The organism is Nonomuraea rubra (genome assembly GCF_014207985.1).
GTDB classification, from domain to species: Bacteria; Actinomycetota; Actinomycetes; order Streptosporangiales; family Streptosporangiaceae; genus Nonomuraea; species Nonomuraea rubra.
Genome location: NZ_JACHMI010000001.1, coordinates 2,517,379 through 2,538,509, shown reverse-complemented (window position 1 = coordinate 2,538,509; position 21,131 = coordinate 2,517,379). Strand labels below are relative to the sequence as shown.

Annotated in this window: 23 protein-coding genes; 10 read left to right on the top strand and 13 right to left on the bottom strand. The window is 71.6% G+C overall.

Annotated features, from left to right (window positions below):
* Nucleotides 1–28 precede the first annotated feature (28 nt).
* Complete coding sequence (locus HD593_RS11525) at nt 29–904, top strand: serine hydrolase (RefSeq protein ID WP_185102160.1); 876 nt, start codon at nt 29–31, stop codon at nt 902–904.
* On the opposite strand, the gene HD593_RS11520 is transcribed toward HD593_RS11525, so the two are convergent.
* The 3 genes from HD593_RS11520 to HD593_RS11510 are packed head-to-tail and all read right to left on the bottom strand — an operon-like array spanning nt 901 to nt 2,502.
* Nucleotides 901–1,113 (bottom strand): FmdB family zinc ribbon protein, encoded by a 213-nt coding sequence (locus tag HD593_RS11520; RefSeq protein ID WP_185102159.1) that lies wholly within the window; start codon nt 1,111–1,113, stop codon nt 901–903. The genes HD593_RS11525 and HD593_RS11520 overlap by 4 nt on opposite strands.
* 39 nt (nt 1,114–1,152) lie before the next feature.
* Nucleotides 1,153–1,950, bottom strand: a complete 798-nt coding sequence (locus tag HD593_RS11515; protein ID WP_185102158.1) for a GNAT family N-acetyltransferase — start codon at nt 1,948–1,950, stop codon at nt 1,153–1,155.
* A gap of 45 nt (nt 1,951–1,995) precedes the next feature.
* Complete coding sequence (locus tag HD593_RS11510; RefSeq protein ID WP_043640342.1) at nt 1,996–2,502, bottom strand: HNH endonuclease; 507 nt, start codon at nt 2,500–2,502, stop codon at nt 1,996–1,998.
* Nucleotides 2,503–2,785: 283 nt separating this feature from the next.
* Between HD593_RS11510 and HD593_RS11505 the strand changes: the two genes are divergently transcribed.
* The 3 genes from HD593_RS11505 to HD593_RS11495 are packed head-to-tail and all read left to right on the top strand — an operon-like array spanning nt 2,786 to nt 6,001.
* Nucleotides 2,786–4,843 (top strand): prolyl oligopeptidase family serine peptidase, encoded by a 2,058-nt coding sequence (locus tag HD593_RS11505; RefSeq protein ID WP_185102157.1) that lies wholly within the window; start codon nt 2,786–2,788, stop codon nt 4,841–4,843.
* Between the two features lie 10 nt (nt 4,844–4,853).
* Nucleotides 4,854–5,645: a helix-turn-helix domain-containing protein gene (locus HD593_RS11500; RefSeq protein WP_185102156.1), complete on the top strand. Its 792-nt coding sequence runs from the start codon at nt 4,854–4,856 to the stop codon at nt 5,643–5,645.
* 5 nt (nt 5,646–5,650) lie between these two features.
* On the top strand, nt 5,651–6,001 hold the full coding sequence (locus HD593_RS11495; RefSeq protein ID WP_185102155.1) for a VOC family protein: 351 nt from the start codon (nt 5,651–5,653) through the stop codon (nt 5,999–6,001).
* 3 nt (nt 6,002–6,004) lie between these two features.
* On the opposite strand, the gene purU is transcribed toward HD593_RS11495, so the two are convergent.
* Nucleotides 6,005–6,859, bottom strand: a complete 855-nt coding sequence (purU, locus tag HD593_RS11490; protein ID WP_185102154.1) for a formyltetrahydrofolate deformylase — start codon at nt 6,857–6,859, stop codon at nt 6,005–6,007.
* A 173-nt stretch (nt 6,860–7,032) separates the two neighbouring features.
* Between purU and HD593_RS11485 the strand changes: the two genes are divergently transcribed.
* Genes HD593_RS11485 through HD593_RS11475 form a run of 3 tightly spaced genes read left to right on the top strand, consistent with a single transcriptional unit; the run spans nt 7,033 to nt 9,127 of the window.
* Nucleotides 7,033–7,989: an inorganic phosphate transporter gene (locus HD593_RS11485; RefSeq protein WP_246546452.1), complete on the top strand. Its 957-nt coding sequence runs from the start codon at nt 7,033–7,035 to the stop codon at nt 7,987–7,989.
* 13 nt (nt 7,990–8,002) lie between these two features.
* Nucleotides 8,003–8,635: a DUF47 domain-containing protein gene (locus HD593_RS11480; RefSeq protein ID WP_185102153.1), complete on the top strand. Its 633-nt coding sequence runs from the start codon at nt 8,003–8,005 to the stop codon at nt 8,633–8,635.
* 57 nt (nt 8,636–8,692) lie between these two features.
* Nucleotides 8,693–9,127 carry an NUDIX domain-containing protein gene (locus HD593_RS11475; protein WP_185111786.1) on the top strand — a complete coding sequence of 145 codons (435 nt, stop codon included), beginning with the start codon at nt 8,693–8,695 and terminating at the stop codon, nt 9,125–9,127.
* Between the two features lie 45 nt (nt 9,128–9,172).
* Here the strand turns inward: HD593_RS11475 and HD593_RS11470 are convergent, their stop codons facing one another.
* The 9 genes from HD593_RS11470 to HD593_RS11430 form a co-directional block, all read right to left on the bottom strand.
* Nucleotides 9,173–9,913, bottom strand: coding sequence for an MBL fold metallo-hydrolase (locus HD593_RS11470; RefSeq protein ID WP_221525746.1), 741 nt, complete (start codon nt 9,911–9,913; stop codon nt 9,173–9,175).
* A gap of 93 nt (nt 9,914–10,006) precedes the next feature.
* Nucleotides 10,007–10,777, bottom strand: coding sequence for a hypothetical protein (locus HD593_RS11465; RefSeq protein ID WP_185102151.1), 771 nt, complete (start codon nt 10,775–10,777; stop codon nt 10,007–10,009).
* Nucleotides 10,778–10,793: 16 nt separating this feature from the next.
* Nucleotides 10,794–11,420 (bottom strand): TetR/AcrR family transcriptional regulator, encoded by a 627-nt coding sequence (locus HD593_RS11460; protein ID WP_221524730.1) that lies wholly within the window; start codon nt 11,418–11,420, stop codon nt 10,794–10,796.
* A 14-nt stretch (nt 11,421–11,434) separates the two neighbouring features.
* Nucleotides 11,435–12,580 carry a pyridoxal phosphate-dependent aminotransferase gene (locus tag HD593_RS11455; RefSeq protein WP_185102150.1) on the bottom strand — a complete coding sequence of 382 codons (1,146 nt, stop codon included), beginning with the start codon at nt 12,578–12,580 and terminating at the stop codon, nt 11,435–11,437.
* 187 nt (nt 12,581–12,767) lie between these two features.
* The gene (locus tag HD593_RS11450; protein WP_185102149.1) at nt 12,768–13,220 is read right to left on the bottom strand and encodes a hypothetical protein; all 453 of its coding nucleotides are present in this window, start codon (nt 13,218–13,220) and stop codon (nt 12,768–12,770) included.
* Nucleotides 13,217–14,944 (bottom strand): tetratricopeptide repeat protein, encoded by a 1,728-nt coding sequence (locus tag HD593_RS11445; protein ID WP_312903434.1) that lies wholly within the window; start codon nt 14,942–14,944, stop codon nt 13,217–13,219. Before HD593_RS11445 ends, HD593_RS11450 begins: the two co-directional genes overlap by 4 nt.
* A 200-nt stretch (nt 14,945–15,144) precedes the next feature.
* Nucleotides 15,145–16,392 (bottom strand): DMT family transporter, encoded by a 1,248-nt coding sequence (locus HD593_RS11440; protein ID WP_281402452.1) that lies wholly within the window; start codon nt 16,390–16,392, stop codon nt 15,145–15,147.
* Between the two features lie 316 nt (nt 16,393–16,708).
* On the bottom strand, nt 16,709–17,197 hold the full coding sequence (locus tag HD593_RS11435; protein ID WP_185102147.1) for a GNAT family N-acetyltransferase: 489 nt from the start codon (nt 17,195–17,197) through the stop codon (nt 16,709–16,711).
* Nucleotides 17,194–18,753, bottom strand: coding sequence for an NsdA family TPR-like regulatory protein (locus tag HD593_RS11430; RefSeq protein WP_185102146.1), 1,560 nt, complete (start codon nt 18,751–18,753; stop codon nt 17,194–17,196). Before HD593_RS11430 ends, HD593_RS11435 begins: the two co-directional genes overlap by 4 nt.
* Before the next feature lie 274 nt (nt 18,754–19,027).
* On the opposite strand from HD593_RS11430, the gene HD593_RS11425 reads away from it, so the two are divergent.
* From HD593_RS11425 to HD593_RS11415, 3 genes are all read left to right on the top strand, one after another.
* Nucleotides 19,028–19,312 (top strand): hypothetical protein, encoded by a 285-nt coding sequence (locus HD593_RS11425; protein ID WP_185102145.1) that lies wholly within the window; start codon nt 19,028–19,030, stop codon nt 19,310–19,312.
* Between the two features lie 487 nt (nt 19,313–19,799).
* Entirely contained in the window at nt 19,800–20,723 is a 924-nt protein-coding gene (locus HD593_RS11420; RefSeq protein ID WP_312903433.1) for a mechanosensitive ion channel family protein, read from the top strand.
* A 10-nt stretch (nt 20,724–20,733) separates the two neighbouring features.
* Complete coding sequence (locus HD593_RS11415; RefSeq protein WP_185102143.1) at nt 20,734–21,114, top strand: globin; 381 nt, start codon at nt 20,734–20,736, stop codon at nt 21,112–21,114.
* Nucleotides 21,115–21,131 lie beyond the last annotated feature (17 nt).

Genomic DNA, 21,131 nt, shown 5'->3' with positions numbered 1-21,131 from the left:
TGGCGCGGCGGATGGCAGGCTCCCGCACATGCGCGTACGGGAGTTCTCGCTCTTGGCCGTCCTGCTGCTCGTCCCGGCCGGCTGCGTGGCGCCTTCCGCGGGGGCGCCGCGCCCGGCTCCGCCCGCCAGACGGATGCCGGCGGCCGTGGCCTTGAGCGTGCTGCCGGAGGCCGAGCGGCGGGCCCTGGACCGGGCGCTGGAGCGGTTCCTGCGCGAGCGTCCTGGACGGGCGGCGCTGGCCGTCCACGACCGCACCACCGGCGCCAGGTACTCCTTCCGCGAGCACACCCCGTTCATGCTGGCCAGCGTGGCGAAGGTGGACATCCTGCTGGCGTTCCTGCTCGGCGAGCACGGCCGGCGGCTGAGCGCGTACGAGCGCGCCCTGGCCTCCCGCATGATCCGCAACAGCGACAACGACTGCGCCCACGAGCTGTACCTGACGATCGGCGGCCCGGACGGCCTGCGCCGGGCGCTGCGGCGGCTGGGCGTGCGCCACACGCGGCCCGGCTCCGGGCTGTCCTGGGGCGTCACCCACAGCAGGCCCTCCGACCAGGTCAAGGTGCTGGAGCGGCTCACCGACCCCGAGGGGCCGCTGCCCGCCAGGAGCCGGCGCTACGCGCTCGACCTCATGTCGTCGGTGGTGCCGTCGCAGGCGTGGGGCGTCAGCGCGGCCGCCTCGGGCGGTGAGGTGGCGCTCAAGAACGGCTGGCTGCCCGCCGAGGCGCACGACGGGCTGTGGACGGTCAACAGCGTCGGGCGGCTCGTCGTGAGCGGGCACGAGCTGCTGATCGCCGTGCTGTCGGAGCGCAACCCCGCCATGGAGGACGGGGTCGCCACCGTGGAGCGCATGGCCCGCCTCGCGGTCAGGACGCTGACCCGCGGGAGCGCCGCCGTCGGGGTCTAGGAGGAGCAGCACCCGCCGCCGCAGCACCCGCCACCACCGGCGGCGGCCCTGGGCGCGGCGGCGCCACCGGTCATGGCGACCGTGGACAGCAGCTTCACCGTGTCGCCGTGGCCCTCGGGGCAGGTCGCCGGGTCGTCGGAGGCCGACATGGGGCGGGACACCTCGAAGGTGGAGCCGCAGGCGCGGCACCGGAAGTCGTAACGCGGCATGGGCCAATCCTACGAGACGGGGCCGGGAGGCACAGCCCGCTAGCCGTAGGCGATGTGCTCGTAGTCGGAGACGGGCTCGTAGCCGATGGCCTGGTAGATGGCGTTGCTGGTGGGGTTGGCCAGGTCGGTGAAGAGTACGACCTGCTCGCAGCGCTCCGCCAGGCCGACCCGGCTGGCGTGCGCGGTGACGGCCGCGCCGTAGCCGCGCCTGCGGCGGGACGGCGGCGTGTAGACGGGGCCAATGCGGCAGACCCCGCCGGCCGCCGGGGAGAGCGCGGCCAGCGAGACCGGCGCGCCGTCCGCCTCCCACACGAACAGCTCCCGGCCCTCCAGCCGCCGCACCACCCGGTCGACGACGTCGCCCTCGCCCATGCCCGTCTCTTCGCCGAACGCCTGGTACCAGCTCACCAGCAGCGGGAGGTCGCCCGGCTCCGCGAGCCTGCCCCTGCCCGGCACGTCGGGCACGTTGAGCGTGCCGAGCCGGAAGAGCCGCTCGGAGACGACCCGCGACGGGGTGCCGAGCAGGCGCGTGGCCTCGCCGGTCACCTCCAGCGGGCCCACGAACATGGGCAGCCGGCCGTCGAGCGCCTTCACCAGCGGCGCGACGGCCTCGACGGGGACGGCGAACAGGCCGGCGGGATGCGGCGGCGTGTGGAAGACCGCCCCGCGCACCTCGCCGTCGACCGTCCACCAGCCGAACACGGGGTCCCGCACGGGCGTGCCGGCCCGCAGGTTGGCCAGGACGGTCAGTGGCACGGTGTTGCGCACCGGGTCGCCGAGCAGGAACGGCTCGGCGACCGCGGCGTACTCCTCAGCCGATGAGGTGAAGGTCCACATGCCTGCTCATGGTGTCAGGCGTGCGGCCTCGCGCTCAACGCGGTTTCAGGCTGCTGCTTCCAGGTAGGGCGCCCATTGCGGGTCACCGACGAGGGAGGCGCCGATGAGCCGCCAGTGGGCGCCCCGTGGCACGGCCGGGCTGACGCGCAGCGTCCACCCCAGCTCCTCCAGGTACTTGTCGGCCTTCCTGTGGTTGCAGGTGGTGCAGGAGGCGACGCAGTTCTCCCAGGTGTGCGTGCCGCCCCTGGATCGGGGGATGACGTGGTCGATGGTCTCGGCCTTCTGCCCGCAGTAGGCGCAGCGGTAGTCGTCGCGCCGCATGAGGGCGGCCCTGGTCAGGGGAATGCGGGACCGGTAGGGGATACGGACATATCTGCGAAGCCTGATCACCGAGGGCACGTCGAGCGTGCGGCTGGCGGACCGCAGCACCGCGCCCCGGCCGTCGCGGTGGACGACGTCGGCCTTCTCCCGCAGCACGAGCACGACGGCGCGGTGCAGCGAAAGGGTGGTCAGTGGCTCGTAAGTGGCATTCAGCAGCAGGACTTGGCGCATCATCGGGCCTCTCCCCGCTGCGCGCGTATCAAAGGGGACATGCCTTGGCATGTCCCTCCTGTCGGCCCCTCCTGGGGCACTCGTGCTTCCGTCACGTGGACCTCCGCCGGACGGTCCAGCGGATGGTCACCACGGCACCGTCCTGTCACCAAGTCTGGCGTTTGCACCGTGGTCCCCGCCACCCCAAAAACCTCCTGCCGGAATGACCAGAGGGACGCACGGTACGTTTTATGCCCGCTCTACCAGCGCTTTACGCATGCCCATTGGCAGTAGGGTTCCTGGCATGACGCGAGAGCCGTACCCGACAGCACGTCGCGAAGACATCGTCGACATCCTGCACGAAACGCCCGTCCCCGACCCCTACCGGTGGCTGGAGGACCCTGACAGCCCCGAGACCAAGGGATGGTTGCTCGCGCAGGCCGAGTTGTTCGGCAAGGAACGCGGGGAGCAGCGGTTCAAGGACCGCATCGCCGAGCTGCTCAGGTCCGGCTCGGTGGGCGTGCCCGCCTGGCGCGGCGAGCGGTACTTCTTCTCGCGGCGCACCCCCGACCAGGAGCACGCGGTCTACTACGTGGTCGAGCCCGACGGCACCGAGCGGGCCCTGGTCGACCCGATGGCGCTCGACCCGTCGGGGCTGACCACGCTCGACGCGGTGCAGCCCGACAAGGAGGGGCGCCTGCTGGCGTACCAGATCTCCGTGGGCGGCGACGAGGAGTCGATCCTCTACCTCGTCGACGTGGCCACGGGCGAGCGGGTCGAGGGGCCGATCGACCGCTGCCGCTACTCGCCGGTGGCGTGGCTGCCCGGTGGCGAGGCGTTCTACTACGTACGCAGGCTGCCGAGCACCGAGGTGCCGGAGAACGAGAGGCAGTTCCACCGCCGCGTCTACCTGCACCGCGTCGGCACCTCCACCGAGGACGACGTGATGATCTTCGGCGAGGGCCTGAAGATGACCAACTACTACGGTGTTTCGGTCTCGCGCGACGGCCGGTGGCTGCAGGTGTCGGCCCACGAGGGCACCGCCCCGCGCAACGACATCTGGGTGGCCGACCTGACCGCCTCGCCGATCGACCGGCCGGAGCTGAAGGTCGTCCAGGAGGGCGTGGACGCGCAGGTCGGGCTCTCGTTCGGGCGCGACGGCAGGCTCTACGTGCACACCGACCGCGACGCGCCGAGGGGCCGGGTGTGCGTCACCGACCCGTCGGAGCCGGGCTACGACACCTGGCGCGAGCTGATCCCCGAGGACGCCGAGGCGGTGCTGAGCGACTTCGCCATCCTCGACGACCTGGAGCGCCCGGTCATGCTGGTGGGCTGGACCCGCCACGCGATCAGCGAGATCACCGTGCACGACCTGGCGACCGGCGAGCGCGTCGGCGAGGTGCCGGCCCCCGGGCTCGGCTCGATCGGCGGCATCGCCGAGCGCCCCGAGGGCGGCTACGAGGCGTGGTTCGGCTACACCGACAACACCACGCCGCCCACCATCCAGCGCTACGACGCCCGCACGGGCGAGACCACGCTCTGGGCGGCCTCCCCCGGCTCGGTCGAGGTGCCCCCGGTACGCACCGAGCAGGTGGTCTACCGGTCCAAGGACGGCACCGACGTCCGCATGCTGGTCATCTCCCCCGCCGGCGAGTCGCCGGGCCCGCGCCCGACCATCCTGTACGGCTACGGCGGCTTCGGCTTGTCCATGACCCCCGGCTACTCGGCCTCGATCCTGGCCTGGGTGGAGGCCGGCGGCGTCTACGCCATCGCCAACCTGCGCGGCGGCGGCGAGGAGGGCGAGGACTGGCACCGCGCGGGCATGCTGGCCAACAAGCAGAACGTCTTCGACGACTTCCACGCCGCGGCCGAGCACCTCATCGCCACCGGCGTGACCACGCCGCAGCAGCTCGGCATCTCCGGCGGCTCCAACGGCGGCCTGCTGGTGGGCGCCGCGCTGACGCAGCGCCCCGAGCTGTACGCGGCCGTGGTCTGCTCCGCGCCGCTGCTCGACATGATCAGGTACGAGCAGTTCGGGCTCGGCGCCACCTGGAACGTCGAGTACGGCTCGGCCGAGGACCCCGAGCAGTTCGGCTGGCTGTGGGGATACTCGCCCTACCACCACGTCAAGGAGTCGGTGGCGTACCCGGCGACGCTCTTCACCGTCTTCCAGTCCGACACGCGGGTGCACCCGCTGCATGCGTGGAAGATGTGCGCGGCGCTGCAGCACGCCTCGACGGCCGACCGGCCGGTGCTGCTGCGCAACGAGACCGAGGTCGGCCACGGCGCCCGCTCGGTGAGCAGGTCGGTGGACCTGTCGGCCGACACGCTGACCTTCCTGGCCGCGCACACCGGTCTGTAATCTCGGAGGCATGACGACGCCGGGGCTGGCCATGCTGGAGGCCACCCCCAGCGCTGCCCTGCGGCCGTACGTGACCCGCCTGTGCGCCTACCGCGAGCACTACGCCGCGCCGGTGACCAGGTCGGAGATGGCGATGGCCGGCTCCGTGCTGATCCTGGCCTTCGGCACGCCGATGGAGGCGGGCGGGCAGCGGGTCACGGCGTTCGGCGGCGGTCTCGGCGACCGCTTCACCGTCACCCGCGTCGCCGGGCCGTCGGAGGGAGTGGAGGTGTTCCTCACCCCGTTCGGCGCCCGGCGCCTGTACGGCGTGCCGATGCGGCACCTGACGAACCGGGTGGTGCCCATCGCCGACCTGCTCGGCCCGCGGGCGGACCTGATGGTGGAGCGGCTGGCCGCGACGTCGTCCTGGCGGGCCAGGCTGGCGCTGGCCGACCGGCTGCTGTGCGAGCGGATCGCGGCGGGCCCCACGCTGGGGCCCGAGCTGCCGTGGGCGTGGGCGCGGCTGGTGGAGTCCGGCGGCCGGCTGGGCGTGTCGTCGCTGGCCGAGTCGCTGGGCTGGAGTCACCGCCATCTCGTCGCCCGCTTCCACGACCAGGTGGGGCTGCCGCCGAAGACGGCGGCCCGGGTCATCAGGTTCGGGCGGGCGCTGCGGCTGCTGCGCGCGGGCACGGCCCCGGCCGAGGCGGCGGCGGAGTGCGGCTTCTACGACCAGGCGCACATGAACCGCGAGTTCAGGGTGCTGGGCGACACCACGCCGGGTCAGATTTATCCAAGACCGGGCGGCGCCGCCGAGGCATCGTGAGTGTCATGACACGCACTGTTTACGCACTGACCCGCTACGAGGACTGCCAGGCCGCGATCGACTTTCTGACCAGCGCCTTCGGCTTCCGCGTGCACGAGGTCTCCAAGAACGACGAGGGCGTCGTCCACCACGCCGAGCTGCTCGCCGGCGACGACATGATCATGGTCGGTCAGGGCAGGCCCGGCGGGCCCGGCATCTACGTCGCCGTGGACGACGTCGACGCCCACCACGACCGCGCCAGGACGGCGGGCGCGAAGATCACCATGGACCTGGTCGACCAGCCGTACGGCTCGCGCGAGTACGGCTGCCAGGACCCCCAGGGCAACCCCTGGTTCTTCGGCACCTACCGGCCGTGACGCTCACCTCGGGAAGACGATGGTCTTGTGGCCGTCGAGCAGCACCCGCTGCTCGGCGTGCCACCTGACCGCCCTGGCCAGCGCCAGGCACTCCACGTCGCGCCCCATGGCCACCAGGTCCTCGGGAGAGTGGCTGTGGTTGACCCTGGCCACCTCCTGCTCGATGATCGGCCCCTCGTCGAGGTCGGCGGTCACGTAGTGGGCCGTGGCGCCGATGAGCTTGACCCCGCGGTTGTGGGCCTGGTGGTAGGGCTTGGCGCCCTTGAACGACGGCAGGAACGAGTGGTGGATGTTGATCGCCCGCCCCGCCAGCTTCTCGCACAGGTCCTCGGAGAGCACCTGCATGTAGCGGGCCAGCACTACCAGGTCGACCTGGTAGTGCTCGACTAGCGCCAGCACCTCGGCCTCCTGCTTCGGCTTGGTCTCCGGGGTGACCGGCAGGTGGTGGTAGTCGATGCCGTTGGACTGGGTGAGCGGCCGCAGGTCGGGGTGGTTGGACACGACTGCGGCGATCTCGATGTCGAGGGCTTTGGAGCGTACGCGGTAAAGCAGGTCGTTCAGGCAGTGGTCGAACTTGCTCACCATGATCAGCACGCGCGGCTTCCTGGCCACGTCGCGCAGCTTGAACTCCATGGCGAAGTCGGGCGCGAGCGCGGCGAAGGCGGCGTTGAGCTCGTCCTCCCCCGGCCCTCCCGCGAACTGCACGCGCATGAAGAAGCGCTGCCCCACCCTGTCGCCGAACTGCTGGCTCTCGATGATGTTGCATCCGTGCCCGGCGAGCAGGCCGGAGACGGCGGCCACGACACCGGGCCGGTCGGGACAGGACAGCGTCAGGATGTATTCGGCGGGGCTGGTCATGCCTTCACTCTCGCGGACGTCGACGTGCTCGAAGCTTGAGACGAGGGTACCCGCGACGAGGGGCCGGGGGCGCGTGACCGGGACCGCAGAGATCCTCTGTCCATTTTGGGTAGTTGTCGGGAGACGATCCCTGGAACGCACGTGTCCCGCCGGGGCGGGGCGGGATGGAGTGCATGCCGTTGGACGCCTTCGCGCTGGTCGTGGTGGCCGGCCTGTTCGCCGTCGTGGCGGGGATCAACGACGGGGGCGCGCTCCTGGCGACCGGGCTCAAGCTGCCCGCGGTGCGCCCGGTGACGGGGATCGCGGTGCTGGCCGGGTTCGTCGCGGTCGTGCCGCTGGTCACGCACCAGGTGGCGTTGACGTTCGTGACCCGGCTGGGCTCCTTCCAGGAGCCCGGCGGCCGGATCGCGACGGTCGTCGCGGTGGTCTCGGCGCTCGCCGTGGTGAGCGTGCTCAGCGCGAAGGGCCGCCCGACCAGCCTGACGCTGGCCGTGGTCGGCGGGCTCACCGGGGCCGGGCTGGGCTGGGGGCTGCGGGTCTCGCCCGGGTGGGTGGCGCTGGTGCTGGCGTTCGGGCTGGCGGCGCCGTTCGCCGGCGGGCTGCTGGCGTGGGTGCTCATCCGGGTGCTGGTGGCCACCACCACGGCACGGGGGCTGGCGCGCTGGCACTGGGCGGGCTTCCTGCTGCAGACGCTGGCGTACGCGGCCAACGACGCGCAGAAGATGCTGGCCGTGTTCATGATCGCGCTGGGTTTCACCGGCGCCCCGCCGCAGTACACGACGCTGGCGGCCGTGCTGTTCGCCTTCGGCATCCTGTACGGGCTGCCCAAGGCGGGCCGCACGCTGAGCCGCGAGATCATCGTCTCCCGGCCCCCGCACGGGGTCGCGGCCGAGCTGGCTTCGGGCGCCGCGGTGATCGGGTGCGCGGCGGCCGGCATGCCGGTGAGCATGACGCAGGCCATCGCCGGCGGCCTCATCGGCGCGGGCGTGGCGCAGGGCGGCGGCCGGGTCCGCTGGTACGCGGCCGGCCGGATCGCCGCCGCCTGGCTGCTGACGCTGCCCGCCAGCGGCCTGCTGGGCTGGGGGCTGGCCCTGCTGGTGAAGGGGTTCGCGAGCGTGAGGCTGTCATGAGGGGGGAGGCGGCGTGAAGCGGCTGCGGCGGATCAGGGATCTCATGTCCGGGCGCATGGACGGCGCGCTCACGGAAGCGCTGCTCGGGCAGCTCAAGGCCACCAAGGAAGGAGCGTGGCTGGCCATGGCCATGATCGGCGGAGAGGTCGGCAGGACGGGGGCGCACGAGCAGATGCGCTCGATCGAGCACCTGGGCGACGAGGAGCGCGCCCGGCTCATCGACGAGCTCAAGACCGCCCTGGTCACGCCGATCGACCGGGAGGACCTGTTCCGGCTGTCGCGCTCGATCGACGACGTGCTCGACTCGTTGCGGGACTTCGTCCGCGAGTCCCACCTGTACCGGGTGCCGGACCAGATCCGCTTCACCCCGATGCTCGACCAGGTCATCGTGGGCATCGAGGCGCTGGAGGAGGCCGTGCGCAGCCTGGCCTCGCGGCCGTCGGCGGTCTCCCACGACGCGCTGGAGGCGAAGAAGGCGGGCGGGGCCATCCGGCGGATGTACCAGTACGAGATCTCCCGCATCTTCTCCGGGGAGATCACCGCGGACGCGTTGAAGGAGAGGGAGCTGGTGCGGCGGCTGGAGATCGTGGGCGTGGCCATCGGCGAGGCGGCCGACGCCATCGCCGACGGGGCGATGAAGCGCTGAGGCCCCCGGGCGTCCCCGTGCCGTCCGTCCCGGGTAGCGTCTGCGAACGTGACTGACATGGACGACCGTCCCGCCGCGCGCGTGGTCTGCCTCGACCGCGACGGGCGGGTGCTGCTGATGCACTGGTACGACTCGGTCGACGACGCGGAGGTCTGGGAGCCGCCGGGCGGCAGGCTGGAGCCCGGTGAGACCCCCTTGGAGGCCGCCAGGCGGGAGCTGGGCGAGGAGACGGGGCTGCCCGGCGCGGCGGTGCTGGATCGCCACGTCGAGGTCGATCGGGACTTCCGGTGGCTGGGGACGCGGTTCCTGAAGCGGGAGCTGTTCTACCTGGCGAGGTTCGCCGGGGAGCGGCCGGAGGTGGTTCCCGGGGCGCTGACGGAGGAGGAGCGCGGGGCGTTCCGCGGTTACGTGTGGGCCGAGGAGCTGCCGGAGGGCGTCGAGCCGCCCGAGCTGGCCAAGGTCGTCGAGCGGCTCACGCGAGATCCACGGTGACACCGCGGCGGCCCATGCGAGGCTTGCGGTGACGACCGCGGCGGCTCAGGTGAGATCCACGGTGAGGCCCGCCGTGGCGACGGACAGGGTGCCCGGGTAGGACGCGGCAGCGGCGGCGAGTACGGGCTCGGCGGGGGTGTCGGGCCACAGGTGCGTGAGCAGCAGGCGGGCCGCTCCCGCCGACGCCGCGGTGCGGCCGGCGTCGCGGGCGCTGGAGAGGTAGGGGGCGTCCTCCTCCGGGACGCGCTCCGGGTAGGTCGCCTCGGCCAGCAGCAGGTCCGCGTCCTTGGCCAGGGAGACCAGCTCGGTGGACGGACCGGTGTCGCCGGTGTAGGCGATCACCCGGCCGGCCGCGGACGTCAGCCGCAGCCCGGCGTTCGGCACGTGGTGGGGCAGGTCGAAGACGTCCAGGCGGAACGGGCCGAGCTCGCACGGCCGGCCGGGCCGCAGGTCGTGGATCGTCAGGGCGGCGGCCAGCATGCGCGGCCTGTCCAGCGCCATGACCGCGTCGAGCGCGCCCGGCGGGGCGTGGACGGGCAGCGGCGGGGCCGGCTCGTCGGCCAGCGCGCGGGCCCGCAGCAGCGGGTTGAGGTCGGAGCAGTGGTCGGGGTGGCCGTGGGTGACCAGGACCGCGTCCACGTCGGCGGCGCCCATGAGTGCCAGCAGCCTGGGCAGGGTGGCGTACCCGGGGTCGATGAGCACCCGGAAGCCCTCGTCCTCGACGACGTAACCGCTGCACGCCTGACCGGCTCCCGGCCACGCCCCGCACCCGCCCAGCACGGTCATCCTCACGAGCCCGCCCTTTCCCTCCGCGCTCGCTTCACGAGCCTGCCACGTCTCCACGCCCGTCCACGAGATCGCTACCTCTCCGCGCCCGCCTCACGAGCCCAGCTCCTCCTGGGTCGTCGTCATCAGACCGCGTAGCAGCGTGCCGGACACCTTCTCGTGCTCCGCCTCCACGGGCAGGCCCTTGCCGACCCTCTCGCGGTAGACGTCGCGCTCGTGCGGGTCGGTGTAGGGCAGCGCGGTCATCGCGACGATCACGTTCACCCTCGTGCCGCCGCGCGGCTGGACGGCCACGGCGTGCGTACGCAGGACGGTCTCATCGGGCGCGCCGTACCAGCCGCACTTGACCGCGGACTCCGGCCAGCCCAGCGCCTCGCGCGCGCCGAACGCCTGCGGCTCGGCCACCTGCCCCATCCACTCCAGCACGGTGCCGGCCACCGGGTCGCCCGCGACGGCCGACTGGGCGAGCACGGCGTAGGCGGCGCTCACCTCGCTGGCCGTGACCTCGACGGAGCCGAACCTGGACGGGTCGCCGTTCGGCAACCCCCAGGCCACGCCCGTACGGTCGCGCAGGTCGTCGAGGATGACGCGGGGGCCGACCGCGAGCCACAGGCTGAGCGTGTCGGAGTTGGAGGAGATCACGACGGCGGGCTCCGCGTGGCGGCGCCACCGGTCGGCGTCGGGGATGCGGGCCGCGCTCACCCACGCGTACAGGGGCTTGAGCACGGAGGCGCAGCGCAGCCGGGTCATGCCGGCGGTGAAGCTCACCGCGCGCGCGGGCGGCCCGCCATAGCCGCGTCTGATGCCCGCTGCCTGGGCGGTGGCACTGTGATCAAGGTCGTCGAGCAGCTCGTTGAAGCCCACGCACCCCACCGTAGACCTACGGAGGGGTTCCCCAGCGCCGTTCGTACCACTCCATGGCGGGCGCCTCGCCCGGCAGCTCCGTCCGGCCGGGCGGGCGCAGGCCGTCGAGGGCGATGGCCAGCAGGCGCTGCTTGACGTGCTCGTGCTCCGGGCGGGGCGGCCCCGCCGCCGGGCGGCTGAACTGCTCCATGAGCAGCGAGATGTCCAGCATGGTGACGTCGTCCCTGAGCACGCCGGCCTCGTGCGCGCGGGTGACCAGCCGCTCGGCCGCCTCGTCCGCGCGGCGCGAGGTGCGCCACATCTCGTCGGTGACCTCGATCGTGCCCGCGACCGGCGCCAGCGCGCCGGCCCTGTTGGCCACGCAGGTGCGTACGTAGAGCGCCAGGCCCTCCCACGGATCGGGCTCCGCCAGCCCCGCCTCCGCCGCCTCCACCACCCGCTCCATGGCGATCAGGCACAGGCGCTGGAACAGCTCCTCCTTGGTGCGGTAGCGGCGGTAGAGGCTGCCCATGCCGATGCCCGCCTGCTTGGCGATGGCAGACACGGGCGCGTCGAAGCCCTGCGTGGTGAAGACCTCGTGCGCCGCGCGCAGCAGCCGCAGATCGTTGCGTGCCGCCTCGGCCTGCCTGCCGCGTGTGCCCATGCGGTACAGGATATTCAGGCCAGCGCGGCCTCGAACCTGGCGCGCAGCCCGGCCAGGCGCTCGACCGGCTCGTTGCTGAACACGAGGCGGACGAACCGCGCCGCCACCGTCTCGCCCCACGCCGTCATGGGGGTGGCGGCGACGCGGCCGCGTTCGAGCAGGCGGGCCGACAGGGCGCCGGCCGTCAGCCCCATGGCCTCGGCGTCCACCAGGCACGACCAGCCACCGCCTGCCCGTACCAGCGGCAGGCCGTCGAGCTGGGCGGCCACCGTCTCGTGGCGGGCCTGGTACTCGGCCACCGCCTCCGCCACGCCCGACGGGTCCCTGAGCGCGGCCGCGGCGCCGAGCTGGTGGAAGCCGCTGGCCACGGTGGTGTTGTAGATGGTCGCCACCATGACGCGGGACATGATGTCCGCGGGGCCGGCGACCCAGCCGATCCGCCAGCCGATCATGCGGTACTCCTTGGACATCGAGCCGATGATGATCGTGCGCTCGGCCAGGCCGCCGACCTGGCACGGGTTGATCCGCGGATGGCCGTCGAAGACGATGCGCTCCATGGCGGCGTCGTAGATCAGGTACGCGCCGGTGCGCTCGCACACCTGGGCGACCTGCGCCCAGTCCTCCCGGTCGAGGACGACGCCCGACGGCATCGACGGGCTCATCAGCAGCAGGGCCGCGGCGCCGCTCACCCCGGCCAGCGCCTCGCGGTCCAGCCGCCAGTGCCCGCCGTCCACGCGCAGCGGCACGAGATGGGGACGGGCGCCCGACAGCCGTACGCGCTGGAGCAGCCCCGCGTACGTGGGGTCGGTGAGCACCACCGGGTCCCCGGGCTCCGTGGTGGCCAGCAGCACGGGCATCACGGCCGACGTGCCGCCGGAGGTGATGGCGATCTGGCGCACCGGGTCGTAGTCGTGCCCGGTGCGGGCCCGCAGGTCGGCGGCCACCGCCGCGCACAGCTCGGGCAGGCCGGTGAACGGCAGCCAGCTGTTGCCCGTGCCCTCCTCAAGCGAGCGCCTGGTGGCCTCGACGGCCACGGGCGGGGGCGGCACGTCGGTGTCGAGGTTCTCCATGCGCAGCACGTCCGGGTCGGCTCCGGCCGCCGCGGCGACCCTGTCGATGTCGAACGGCTGGACGTGCGCGAAGCGGATGTTGGGTCGCATGACAAACACCTCCGAGAAGCGTTCCGTATATGGAACACTCCGCCGCCGCGTCTCCGCTGTCAAGGGAGCGGCCCGCAAGCGCGGGCGCAGAGAGGGAGGCACCTGGAGGCCCGAGCCCGGCGAGACCTCGCTCAGCGGCCGCGCCTGGCGAGACCTCGGTCAGAGGCCGCTCCCGGTGAGACCTCGGTCAGAGGCCGTGTCTGGTGAGGGAGGTGACGAGCGCGACCGGCAGCAGTGCCGCCACGGCGAGCGCGGTCCACACCCGCCTCCGCCTGGACGCCCCGGCCTCCGTCACGAACGCCGCCAACGCCCCCGCCCCCGCGAACACCGCCCCGGCCACGGCCGCGTCCGCGAGCGACGACGTCCAGGAGGGCAGCGACTCCCCCGCCAGCCGGAACACCACCAGCATCCCGGCCGCCGTCAGCGCCACCCGCCGCCCCGGCCGGACGGCGACCCGCTCCAGCGCGAGCGCGGATCCGGCGAGCAGCGCCAGGCTGATCACCACGACGACGCCGACGGCCGGCACCAGGCAGCCCCAGTCCTCGCAGCCGACCCCGGCCCAGGCCAGCCGCACAGTGGCCCACCACAGCACGCCGAGAGCGGCGCACACCGCGGCCGCTCGTCCTGTTCGCCCCCTCATACGCCAATGGTCCCATCAGCCGCGCCCGCCGCCCGATGGTCGTCCGCCTCCGCCTCGGCGCGACGGCCCAGGGCCCGCAGGGCGATCGCACGGTTGGCGTACAGGTCGGGCTGGGGGTGGAGCGCGATGGCGTGCGTCAGGTCGCCGACCGCGCCCTCCAGGTCGCCGGTCGCGTACCGGAGCGCGCCCCGGCTGGCCCAGGCCGACACCAGGTCCGGCGCCCGTTCCAGCGCCCGCGCCAGCGCCACCTCGGCCTCGGCGTACCGGCCCGCCGCCGTCTCGAGCTGGCCGAGCACCGTCAGCAGGTACGGGTTCTCCGGCGCCAGCCGGAGCCCGGTCTCGACGTCGGCCCTGGCCTCCTCGTCCCGCTCGTACCCGGCCAGCAGCCCGGCACGGTTGATGTAGGCGTCCAGGTAACCGGGGTCGAGCTCGATCACCCGCCCCAGGTCCTCCAGCGCCGCCCCGGCGTCCCCCCGCACGGCGTGCAGCTCCGCCCGGTTGTAGTACGCCTCGGGCAGCGGCGGCCCGGCCCGCATGGCCTGCTCGAAGTCCGCCATGGCCTCCTCGTGGCGGCCGAGCTTGAACAGCAGATTGCCACGTTCCAGGTACTGGTCGGGAAAGCCGGGATCGATCGCGATCGCCGCCCCGTAGTCCTCCAGCGCCTCCTTGGTCCTGCCCAGCCCGGCCAGGAGCTGGGCCCGGTTGGCCAGCAGCACCATCCGGTGCGGCCGGTGGCGCTCCCCCAGCTCGCGCGCCAGCTCGATGGCTGACTCCACCAGCGCCAGCGCGGCGTCCGGCCGGCCCTGCCGTAACTCGATCAGCGCCAGGCCGTTGCGGTCGAAGCCGAGCTTGAAGGCCCGCTCGGCGGGGTCGGGCAGGATGGTGGAGATCGCGATGGCCTCGTTGATCCAGGCCCTGGCCCTGGTCAGGTCGCGCTGGGCGGGGTCGGGGTGGCGGGCGTCGAGCATGGCGGTGCCGTACGCGGCGGCGGCGTGCATCGCCGGATCCTGGCTGACCAGGCGCACCCGGTCCCAGACGGCGCGGGCCTCGCCGGTACGCCCCAGGCCGCCGAGCGCGGTCGCGGTGCGCTGGGCGAAGTGCCACCAGCTCGGCTCGCCCGGGGGCGTGGCGGCCATGCCGAGCTCCCCCAGCTCCGCCACGGCGTGCAGGAAGCCCTCGCGGGTGCAGCGGTCCACGACGGCCCAGAGCTCGTCGGCGTCACGGGTGTCGGGCGGGGGCTCGGGGCCCCCGGAGTACGTCATGATCGTCAGAGTGCCGGGCGGGATCCGGCGCATCATGACGTCCAGCAGCTCGATGTCCGTCGGGTCGGCCGCGCCGGCGTTGCACACCGCGATCGCCCGCCCAGGCCGTACGGCGTCGCGGACGAACTCCGCGATCCCGTTGGCCAGCCGCAACGTACGGCGGGGCGCGGGCACGAGGATGCGCTCCTCGTCGGGCAGCTCCATGTCGATGGTCACCCGCCCGGCCCGTACGGTCCCGGCCAGCCCGGGGGCGGCCGCCAGGATCTCGATGTCGTGAGCGGCCACCAGCTCAGGGGAACGCCGCAGCACCGTCGGCACCAGCCTGCGTAGCAGCTCCGCGGCGAAGGAGTAGGGGCCGTGCGGCCGGCGATGCGCGTCGATCAACGGCGTCAGCAGCCGCACGGCCCCCCATCGGGCGGGTGGTTCGCCCTGGACCCTGAGGTGGGACCTCTCCTCAGTCACCCCTTGTGAATGACGCTGGAGGTCCCTGCCAGCCTCGCGGTTCCAGGCTTGCGGACGACGATGCGCTTCATGACGTACCTCTCCACTTGGGGTTGAACACCCATTATTGGGTCACCCCACCGAATATCAAGGTTTATCGCGAATAAGTGGGAGGCTAATGGATAAAATGCACTTGCCTTTTGTGGGGCACATCTAACCTATTAGGACCGAAACCAACGCTGCAATCGTGTGGTATGTACCTGCTCGGATTCCTCCATCAAGTCGCACAGGCACCTGCCCAGCAGCGTGACCGACTGGCAGCAGCCGGGCCCGGGCAGGTTCTTCGCCCGCACGATGTGGGTTGCCCGCTCGATCAACCGCTCCAGGCTCGGCTCCGCCCCTCCCTTGAGCGACCGGGTCTGCCAGGGACAGGAGGCCGAGTCCGCGCAGGCGCTCTTGGCGATGTACGGCGCCACGCCGCGCTGGAGGCGCAGCGGGTCCTCGCGTTTGATCCGGTGGCTTTCGAGCACCTTGGCCGCCCGGCGGGCGACGAACAGCAACCGGCGGCGTTCCTTACCCCTGGCCTCGCTCCTGCTGGGCAGCGCGAGCAGCGTCGCACCGCCCATCAGCAGCCCGCCCACGACCATGCTCCAGCCCATCTGCTCGTGGAACCAGATCACCGCGATCGCCGCCACCCAGAGCGGCTGGGTCGACATGAGGATCTGGCTGGGCACCGCCGGCAGGTGCGCCTGCGCGTGGGAACGTGCCAGAAAGCCCAGCGCGCACGAGATCACCGACAGGTGCAGCAGGATCGTCCAGTCGGACGGCCCGACCGGCACGGAGATCCCGTCGCGTACGGCGAAGCCACCCGTGAGCACCCCGATGGTGAAGAGCTGGATCACGGTCAGCGCGTACGCGGGAAAGCCGGTGGGCCGTTCGGACAGCCGCCCGAGCAGCAGGGTGTGGCCGGAGTAGAGCGCGGCGGCGGTGAGCGTGACGCCGAGCGCGAGCATCGAGATGCCGCGATCCTCCACCCCGCGCACCAGCGTGAAGACGGCCATGCCCGCCACCGCGAGGGCGACCCCGGCCCAGACGCGCCGCCGCACCGGGTCCTTGAACAGCACCAGCGACAGGATCGGCGTGATCACCACGCTGCACCCGACGGCGAACCCGGACACCGCGGACGGCAGGCTGCCGAGCGCCATGGCCTGGCCCACCTGCCCCACCCCGAACATCACACCGAGCAGGGCCCCGTTCAGCCACGTGTCGCGCGACAGCCCCCGCAGGCAGCCGGGCTTGATGAGGAACAGCGTCAGCGCGGCCAGCAGGTAACGCTCGGCGAGCAGGTCCTCCACTGGTAACCGGTGGATGAGATCTTTCATCAGCGGGAAGGCCGACCCCCAAGCGGCGCTGACGAACAACAGAAGCACGGCTCCCAGAAGGGGGCGGGGAGCGGCCACGACTGCCATAGGAAAAGCATGGCACTACTATTCGCAGCCTTAGATGTACAGGGAGCAGCCGGTGATGCTTGCTTACACCTGGGTGGTAAGAGCCTCACCCGCGGGTTCGTACATCCTTATCCGGGGAAGCCGCTTTACGACGTCTCCGACATATCGCTCATGGGGAATTAGGCGAAAGATGTCGGGTTCAGCGGCCCGGGAAGTGTCACCTATCGTGACGGCGAAGGCTCGGCGACGACGTCACGCCGAGCGGGCCCCGGGAAGGTCACCGGGGACGACGGAAGTGGCGGCCCCAGGAGGGGGAAGGGTGGGGCCGATCCGCGGTCTAGAACTCCAGGACCGCCGGCGGCAGCAGGCGTTTCTCGCCGTAGACGACCGTCAGGCCGCCCACCTGCTCCCTTGACAGCTCGCGCCAGCCCTGGCGTTCGTACAGCGCCAGCGCGGCTTCCTGGTTGAGTGTCGTGTCTCCTCTGACGCTGTGGAACCCGAGCTCCACCGCACGCCGTTCGAGCGCGATGAGCATGGCCGCGCCGTAGCCGCGCCGCTGGAACTCGGGATGCACTCTTAACCGGCAGATCTCCGCCGTGCCGGTGTCGACGGGTCTCAGCCCGCCCATGGCCACGACCCGCGAGCCGGTCTCGCCGACGAGGAAGTCGCCGCCGCAGGCCAGGTAGATCTCCTGGATGCGGGGGAAGTCGTCGTCGTAGTAGACGCCGTCACCGGGTACCAGGCCCACCTCCGCGAGGCAGATCCGGTGGAGTGCGAGGATGGTGTCGAGATCCGACCACCGATACCGTCTGATGGTCAGTGTCATCCATCGCCCCCTTTCATCTCGGGCTGTTTGGACCGCCGGAGGGCGGCCGAGAATCGGTCCAGTCCTGGAGCGCTCGCGTCCCGGGCGAGGATCGCCCGTTCGAGCTGCACCGCGGGCCGCATGATGAGGTCGGTCAGGTACTCGTCGCTGACCATGTTCAGCGCCCGCGTGGCGATGGACACCGCCTCCTGGACGTCTCCGTCGATCAGCCGGCACTGGGCCTGGTCGAGCCTGATCAGCGTCTGGTCGAGGATGTGGTCCTCGTACTTCTCCAGCGCCTGGTCGAGCACGACCTCGGCCTCGATCGTCTGGCCCAGCTTGGTGAGCACGTCACCCTGGTAGAAGTAGAGCTGCTTCTCGGTGTAGCCGAACGCCACGTCCTCCTGGTCCTCGGGGCGCATGTGCGCGAAGGCGTTCCTGGCCCGCGCCAGCGCCCGCTTGGCCTGGTCGACGATCTCCTTCTTGGTCTCGCCGTTCGACATCATGGCCAGCGCCCTGGCCTCGACGACCGGCGCCATGGCCTGGGCGGCGCACGGCGTGGAGCCGGCCATGTCGCGGCTCTTCTTGGCCAGGGTGAGCGCCTCGCGGGCGTCGCCGAAGTAGAGGGGCACGAGCGACTCGCGCGCCGCGATCCACGCGCGCAGCGCCCGGTCGCCGGTCTCGTCGGCGGCGGTGCGGCCCGTACGGAAGAACGACCGTGCCAGCCGGTGATCACCCAGGTTGATCATGATCATGCCGGCCAGCCCGGCGAGCTGGGCGGCCATCCTGCACAGGCGCTCCTGCAGGTCGATGGGCTGACGCCGGGACATCGCCGTGCGCACGGCGCTCAGCTCCAGCAGCACGTCGCACAGCAGCCGCAGCGGGGCCGCCGTGGTGTACTGGCGGCCAAAGCTGATCGTCGACTCCTCCCACTGGTCGAGCATCGCGGCGGACACGGAGGCCGAGACCAGCGTCTCGTCCATCCTGCGCCTGATGCCCTCGCACGCCCCGAGCACGGGGCCCTCCAGATCGGCGAGGTTGGCGTCGGCCTGGAGTGAGTTTAAAAGGGTGCGCCGGAGGATGTTCTCGTTCTCCTCGTCCTCCGGCTCCGTCTCCACCGGCTGGATCACCAGCTCGCGCTCGCGCTCCGCGGGCCGCTGCGCCCGTTCCTTGGACTCGATCGCGGCGAGCACCCCCGGCATCCGGTGGCCGTGGCCGCAGATGCAGGGCGAGTCGTAGCCGAGCGACACGGGCTCGACCCGGTAGACGGTGCACAGGTAGTGCAGGTACTCGGGCCCGGGCCGCTTGAGCCCGCTCTCGTACGCCGACAGGAGCGTTTCGCCGATGCCGGGCATCGCCTTGCTGTCACGCTCGAACAGGGCTCTGACCTGCTCGATGACGTCGGCCAGTGCGATGCCGTAGGCCAGCCGATGCGCCTTGATGCGGCTCGTGCTGAAGTGAGCCGCGCACGCTTCGTGAATCTCATCAGCTATCTGAGCCGACGTGCGCCCGGCGGCCAGGCCCTTGGCCCTGATCCGCCGGGCGATCTCCGTCTCTCGGTGCTGTCTGCCGGACATCCCGGCCCCTCTCACGCATGTCTCGACCGGTCCGCAACTGGTGACTCAGCGTAGCCCTCAAGTTGCCCTGCGCCTACCCATGACTATGAAGCAATGCCGAGATGATTGGAACGCCCTTGAGCAACCTACGGTTAAGGAACATCCTCCCCGGGACTATTCCTTACACCCCACGAAGGAGAAGCGACTCCCCGTGAGCGAATCCCCTCGTTGCGCGAACCCTTGACTTGGGCCATCTTTGGCCCACCAGCAACGATTCCCGAGGGAGGAACGAACGGTGGGGGACGACAACTTCGAGCACCTGGAGCGTCTCGTGGCAGAACTGGACGCCCGCGGGTTGCTCGCACGAGTGGTCCGGACCCAGAGCGGACGGACGTTCGTACGGGTCATCAACCCGAGCGCGACGAGCCTGTCCGAGAACGTCACCTGCCGGTCGGCAGCCGTCTCCGACATCCGCGACTGGTGGTACTGCTGGTCCTGGGGCGAGCGGATGCACACGGCCGACGACCCGGCCGGCGCCGCGACGAAGGTCGCCCGCGTGCTCGCCGTCGTGGGGGAGTGACGACCCGGTGAACCGGGTGGAGCGCAGCCACCACGGCTCACCGCAGCCCACGGCGGCCCATGGGAGCCGGCGGAGTGGCCGGTGCGGAGGGTTATCCGCTCGTCGGAGCCCTGGTCACTCCGCCGGTTCCGGCCCAGACGCGCGGCGCCGCGCGCCGCGCCCACAAGCCGCCCGCCCGGGTCAGCCGGGCGGGTGTTCGGGGGATCCCTCCCGGAACCGGCACGGGACACGCTTCCGGGTGCGTGCCCCGTTCCGAGCCGTCCGTCATCGGAGCGTCCGCTCTCTCCCTCCGCGGCCCAGAGAGCGGGCAACCCCGTCTTCCCCGGCGTGATGTGACGGCGGGCGGTTCGGTCAGCGGTATTTTTGGATCGAAACGGTCCATTTTCCTGACCGAACCGCTTCCGGAGGGGGATCCACCATAGTGTTACTGCTGGTGACGCCGTCGCCACCGCCGACGACTCCATCGGTGCTGCCCGATATTGACAAGGTGACCTCACAAGTGGCCGTGACCTGCCAAAACGACCCGGTGTGCTCGACGATCGCCGGGGTGTTCAACAACGCGGCCTGGGCACCACTGGCAGCCATGCTGGTCGTCGTCTTTCTGATCATCGTGTTCGCGTTCGTGCTCCGCAACGTCGCGCACCGGGTCATCACGCGGGTGGTCAACCGGGCGGCCACGGGTGGATCCCTTACCAGCCGGTTCCGCAAGGGCGCGGCGACCGACGGCATCGACGCGCTGCTGCACGAGCGGCGCAAGCAGCGGGCCGAGACGATGGGGTCGGTGCTCAAGCACGTCGCCTCCGTCGTCATCCTCGGCACCGCGGTGCTGACGGTGCTCGACAGGCTGACGATCCCCATCGCACCGCTGCTGACCAGCGTCGGCATTCTCGGCGTGGCCATCGGCTTCGGCGCGCAGGAGCTGGTGAAGGACTTCATCGCGGGCATGTTCATGCTGCTGGAGGACCAGTACGGAGTGGGCGACGTGATCGACGCGGGCCCCGCGGTCGGCACGGTCGAGGCTGTCACCCTGCGCGTCACGAGGCTGCGCGACGTGGACGGCCGCGTCTGGTACGTCCGCAACGGCACGATCACCCGGGTCGGCAACGAGTCGCAGGGCTGGTCGCGCGCGTTCATGGACGTGCCGGTGGCCTACGACGCCGACGTGGTCGCCGTGCGGGTGCTGCTGGAGCACGTCGCCGAGGAGGTCTGGGCCGACCCGGAGCTGCGCGAGTCCAAGATCGTGGAGGAGCCGCGGGTGTTCGGGGTGGAGCAGCTCTCCGACAGCTCGCTGGTGTTCCGCATCACGGCCAAGACGCTGCCCTCCGCGCAGGCGGAGGTGGCACGCGAGCTGAGGCTCAGGGTCAAGTCGGCACTCGATACCGCGGGCATCCCCATGGTTGCCACGGCCTAAGCTAGGAAACGTGACAGAGACCTCCTTTTACGACGCCGTCGGAGGCGAGGAGACCTTCCGCCGCCTCGTGCACCGCTTCTACGAGGGGGTCGCGGAAGACCCGACCCTGCGGCCGCTCTATCCGGAGTCCGATCTCACGGGCGCCGAGGACCGGCTGCGGGGCTTCCTGATCCAGTACTGGGGCGGCCCCAACACCTACAGCCAGCAGCGCGGCCATCCCCGGTTGCGCATGCGGCACATGCCGTTCGTGATCGGCGAGCCCGAGCGGGACGCCTGGCTGCGGCACATGCGTGACGCGGTCGACTCGCTCGACCTGCCCGACGAGCTGGAGACCAGGCTTTGGGACTATCTGGTCTACGCCGCCCACAGCCTGGTGAACTCTCCCGCATAACGGGGCATGACACGCCA